Source organism: Arthrobacter sp. YAF34 (genome assembly GCF_052113245.1).
Classification (GTDB): Bacteria; Actinomycetota; Actinomycetes; order Actinomycetales; family Micrococcaceae; genus Arthrobacter.
In genome coordinates, this window is the sequence record NZ_JBFRCV010000031.1 from 1 (window position 1) to 4600 (window position 4600).

The 4600-nt window shown below is 68.0% G+C and carries 3 protein-coding genes; 2 read left to right on the top strand and 1 reads right to left on the bottom strand.

What is annotated here, in order from left to right; translation table 11 throughout:
• The first annotated feature begins 569 nt into the window (after positions 1-569).
• Entirely contained in the window at positions 570-1181 is a 612-nt protein-coding gene (locus AB4Y72_RS19550; RefSeq protein WP_441427794.1) for a hypothetical protein, read from the top strand.
• Positions 1182-1252: 71 nt separating this feature from the next.
• Here AB4Y72_RS19550 and AB4Y72_RS19555 read toward each other — a convergent pair whose 3' ends face one another.
• Positions 1253-2605 (bottom strand): MFS transporter, encoded by a 1353-nt coding sequence (locus AB4Y72_RS19555; RefSeq protein WP_441427795.1) that lies wholly within the window; start codon positions 2603-2605, stop codon positions 1253-1255.
• Positions 2606-2769: 164 nt separating this feature from the next.
• Here AB4Y72_RS19555 and purH point away from each other — a divergent pair, with 164 nt between their 5' ends.
• Positions 2770-4455, top strand: coding sequence for a bifunctional phosphoribosylaminoimidazolecarboxamide formyltransferase/IMP cyclohydrolase (purH, locus tag AB4Y72_RS19560; protein WP_441427796.1), 1686 nt, complete (start codon positions 2770-2772; stop codon positions 4453-4455).
• Positions 4456-4600 lie beyond the last annotated feature (145 nt).

Sequence of the window (4600 nt, forward strand, 5' to 3'; positions counted from 1 at the left end):
CGCCGGAGCCCGCAGTAAACGGACCAGCTATCCACGCAGAACAGACATCCGAACAACGCCCCCGCACCAACTGTCTACGAAGTCATGAGACATCAACTGTCCACGAACTCATGAGACATGAAGTGTCTACGAGGTCATGAGACATGACACGCGCTCAAAACGGCCCCTGCTGCTAGCTAGTTGGGAAGGCGGCCCACGTTCTGTGGATAAGTCTCCGCCGGGGCCCCTGGTTTTGCGACGATGGGTCGATGAAGACACCCCGGCCGCTCCCGGCTCCGCTCGGCTCGGCGCCGTTTACTGTCCAGGAGGCGGCCGACGCCGGGGTCAGCCGACGCAGGCTCAAGCATCCTTCGCTGTGCATTCCGAGCCGCGGGATCCGCTTGCCATCAGAACCCTCCGCTGAACTGAAGCTTCAGGCCAGGCCCCTCGCTCTTGTTACTCGATTCTCTGCGGCCTCCCACGCGACGGCTTTCTTGATCTGGGAGTTTCCGGGCTTCCTCCCGGGCTCTCATGCCCCGGGCATCCACATTTCCCGTCCGGATACGATGTCCATACCGCGGCGCAGGGGCGTGATTGGCCACGTCGGGCAATTCTTCGCCGACGAGATCACCACGATCGACGGCGTGCTGGTCACCACACGAGTCAGGACGTGGCTGGACTGCGCCCGGAAGATGAGCATCGATGAGCTGACCGTGGTGGCGGACCACTTGTTGCGCCGTCCCCGGCCCGCGTTCGAAGGCCGGACGGAGCCCTATGCCAACCCGGGGGAGCTCGCCGAGATGCTGGACCGGCACAAGGGGACGCCCGGCATCCGCAAGGCCCGGCTCGCCCTGGAACAGGCCCGGATCGGTGCGGATTCGGCGCCCGAAACGAGACTTCGCCTTGCGCTGTGCCTGGCCGGACTGCCGGAACCGGTACTGAACGAGCCCGTAGTCCTGCGCCCCGGCGTCATACGCCAACCTGATCTTGCCTACTCGGAGCACCGGGTTGCTGTGGAGTACGAGGGCGACGGGCACTCCGAGCCGGCCCAGGTCATCCGTGACATCGCCAGGGAAGAGGACTACGGCGGCGCCGGCTGGATCCTGGTCCGGATCTCGAAGCGGCACATGGAGAACGACGCGCGGGCCGCCGTCGCCAAGGTCCGTGCCGCCCTCGCCTGCCGCGGCTGGCAGCCCAACTGACTAGCAGCAGGGGCCGTTTTGGACGCTCAGAACGGCCCCTGCTGCGAGTCAGTTGGGGAAAGGATGGGGCGCTAGTCCAGCCGGCGCTGGTTGGTCTCGGGGGCGAAGAACGCCATCCACAGCACGGACAACAGCACCAGCCCTCCGGCCAGCGCGAACGACGTCGCCAGGCCCAGTTCCGGCCACAGGAACGCCGCGAAGATCAGCGGCCCGAATCCGGCGCCGAGCCGGGAGAACGTCGAGGCCCAGCCGAAGCCGGAGCTGCGGAGCTCCGTGGGGTACAGCTCCGAGACGTAGGCGTACAGCACGGGGATGGCCACCTGGACCACAAAGCCGAACACCAGCAGCCAGAACACGGCCGCCGTCGGGATGTCCACCACGATCGCCACGATCACCAGCGTCAGCGCGGACAAGGGCCCGGTGATGGCCAGGATCCACTTGCGGCCCACCCGTTCCACCAGCAGGGCGGCCACCACGACGCCGAGGAGCCCGACGGCGGCCATCGACGCGGTGGTGAGGAAGGCCTTGTACTCCTCGAACCCGGCGCCGATCAGGATCCGCGGCATCCACGTCAGCGAGAGGTAGTAGACCAGCAGGATGGAGAAGAAGAGGGCCCACGCCGCCGTCGTGATCTTCCAGTTGAACTGCCAGAGCGCACGCAGTTGCGTCCACGCGCTGCCGGCAGAAAGGCGGGGTGCGTCCTGCGGTTCGGGCAGGCTGTAGACCCGGGGCTCGGCGCCGGTGGCCTCGACCAGGCCGTCGATCACCTGGGCGGCTTCGTCGCGGCGGCCCTTGCGGATCAGGAACAGCGGCGATTCCGGCACGCTGCGCCGGATCCAGAACACGAGCAGCGCCGGGAGCACCATGACGAGCATGGTCAGGCGCCAGTCCGCGAACGCCGCGATCAGCCCGGCGGAGACGAAGCCGCAGAGGGCGGCGCCGATCGGCCACCAGCCGTCCATCGCCGTGAGCACCCGGCCGCGCTGTTTGCGGGGCGTGAACTCGCCCACCAGCGCATAGTCCACCGGGATGCAGCCGCCCAAGCCAAAGCCGGCCAGGAAGCGGAACATGATGAACCACAGGAAATCGGGGGAGAGCGCGCCGAGCACGGTAAAGACCGAGAAGATCAGCAGGGTGGCGGTGAAGGCCTTCTTGCGCCCGATCGTGTCGGCCACCGTGCCCCAGGCAAAGGCGCCCAGGGCCATGCCGATCAGGTTCGCGGTGCCGATCCAGGCGGCGTCGCCCGGGCTCAGCGACCAGTGCTTGGACAGCAGCGGAATGAGGATGCCGTTGAGGGTGACGTCCCAGGCATCGAACATGAAGCCCAGGCCGCCGATCAGGAAGATCCGGCCCTGGACCTTCCACCGCCACGGCAGTTCCTGGACCACCTGTTCGCCGCTGGGCACAGTGGTGTACGTGTTCATCATCGCCTCCTGTGGGAAAACTTTACGTGGCCCGGGCGGGGCCGGTGTGTGCTTCACACTCCGGCGCGCGGGCATCCCGGCGGGACGGCAGAGCGCCGGGACGCGATAAACTGGCCGCATCCCCACCAACCGCGGCCCTGCCGCGATATAAGACGGAGACTTTTGTGAGCTTCACGCAGCTTGACCGTGTATCCATCGACCGAGTGCCCATCCGCCGGGCCCTGATCTCGGTCTACGACAAGACCGGTCTGGAGGAGCTCGCCCGGGGCCTGCACGACGCCGGGGTCAAGATCGTCTCCACCGGCTCCACGGCCAAGAAGATCGCCGCCGCCGGCATCCCCGTGCAGGAAGTCGAAGAAGTCACCGGCTCACCGGAAATGCTGGACGGCCGCGTCAAGACCCTGCACCCGCGTGTGCACGGCGGCATCCTCGCCGACCGCCGCGTCCCGGCCCACATGCAGACGCTGGAGGACATGGACATCGAGCCGTTCGACCTGGTGGTCGTCAACCTGTACCCGTTCGTGGAGACCGTGAAGTCCGGCGCGGCGCCGGACGACGTCGTCGAGCAGATCGATATCGGCGGCCCGGCCATGGTCCGCTCCGCCGCCAAGAACCACGCCGCCGTCGCGATCGTGGTGGACCCGGCGTCGTACGATTCCGTGGTGGCGGCGGCCGCCTCGGGCGGCTTTGACCTGAAGACCCGGCGCCGGCTCGCCGCCAAGGCCTTCGCGCACACCGCGTCCTACGACACCGCCGTGGCCACCTGGACCGCCAGCCAGTTCCTCGACGAGGACGGCGACGGCGTGGTCGACTGGCCCGCGTACGCCGGCCTGGCCCTGGAACGCTCCGAGGTCCTCCGCTACGGCGAAAACCCGCACCAGCAGGCCGCCCTGTACGTGGACCGGGCCGCCCCGGCCGGCATCGCGCAGGCCGACCAGATCCACGGCAAGGCCATGAGCTACAACAACTTCGTCGACGCCGACGCCGCCCTGCGCGCGGCGTTCGACTTCGCCGAACCCGCCGTCGCCGTCATCAAGCACGCCAACCCGTGCGGCGTGGCCGTGGGTTCCAAGTCCGCGGCCGACCCGATCGCCGACGCCCACGCCAAGGCCCACGCCTGCGATCCGGTGTCCGCGTTCGGCGGCGTCATCGCCGCGAACCGCACGGTCACAGCCGGCATGGCGCGCACCGTTGCCGGCATCTTCACGGAGGTCGTCATCGCGCCGGGCTTCGAGGACGAGGCCGTGGAGATCCTGTCCAAGAAGAAAAACATCCGTCTCCTGGCGCTGCCCGAGGGATACGGCCGCTACCCGACCGAGTTCCGCCAGGTCTCCGGCGGCATGCTGGTGCAGGCCACAGACAAGGTCGACGCCGAGGGGGACAACCCCGCCAACTGGACCCTTGCCGCGGGCGAGGCCGCCGACGCCGCCACCCTGGCCGATCTCGCCTTCGCCTGGACCGCGTGCCGCGCGGCCAAGTCCAACGCCATCCTGCTCGCCGACAACGGCGCCGCGGTTGGCATCGGCATGGGCCAGGTGAACAGGCTCGATTCCTGCAAGCTCGCCGTCGAGCGCGCCAACTCGCTCGGCGTGAGCGTGAGCTCCCAGGTCGAGGGCGCCGGCGGTGCTTCGAATACGGACGCGACCGGAGCCCCCGAGCGCGCCCGCGGGGCCGTGGCGGCGTCGGATGCGTTCTTCCCGTTCGCGGACGGCCTGCAGATCCTGATCGACGCCGGCGTCCGCGCCGTGGTCCAGCCCGGCGGTTCCGTCCGGGACGAGGAAGTCATCGCCGCAGCCAACGCGGCCGGCATCACCATGTACTTCACGGGAGCCCGGCACTTCTTCCACTAGGTGTACTCGGCCAGGACGTTGGTTACATGTTGAAAGGGTGAAGACCTCTTAGGTTGGTGGTTACCACACACACCGAACGACTAAGAGGTCTTCATGGTCCACCGTAATGCCCGCCTGACTCCTACTGGTAGAGGCATCCTTGTCC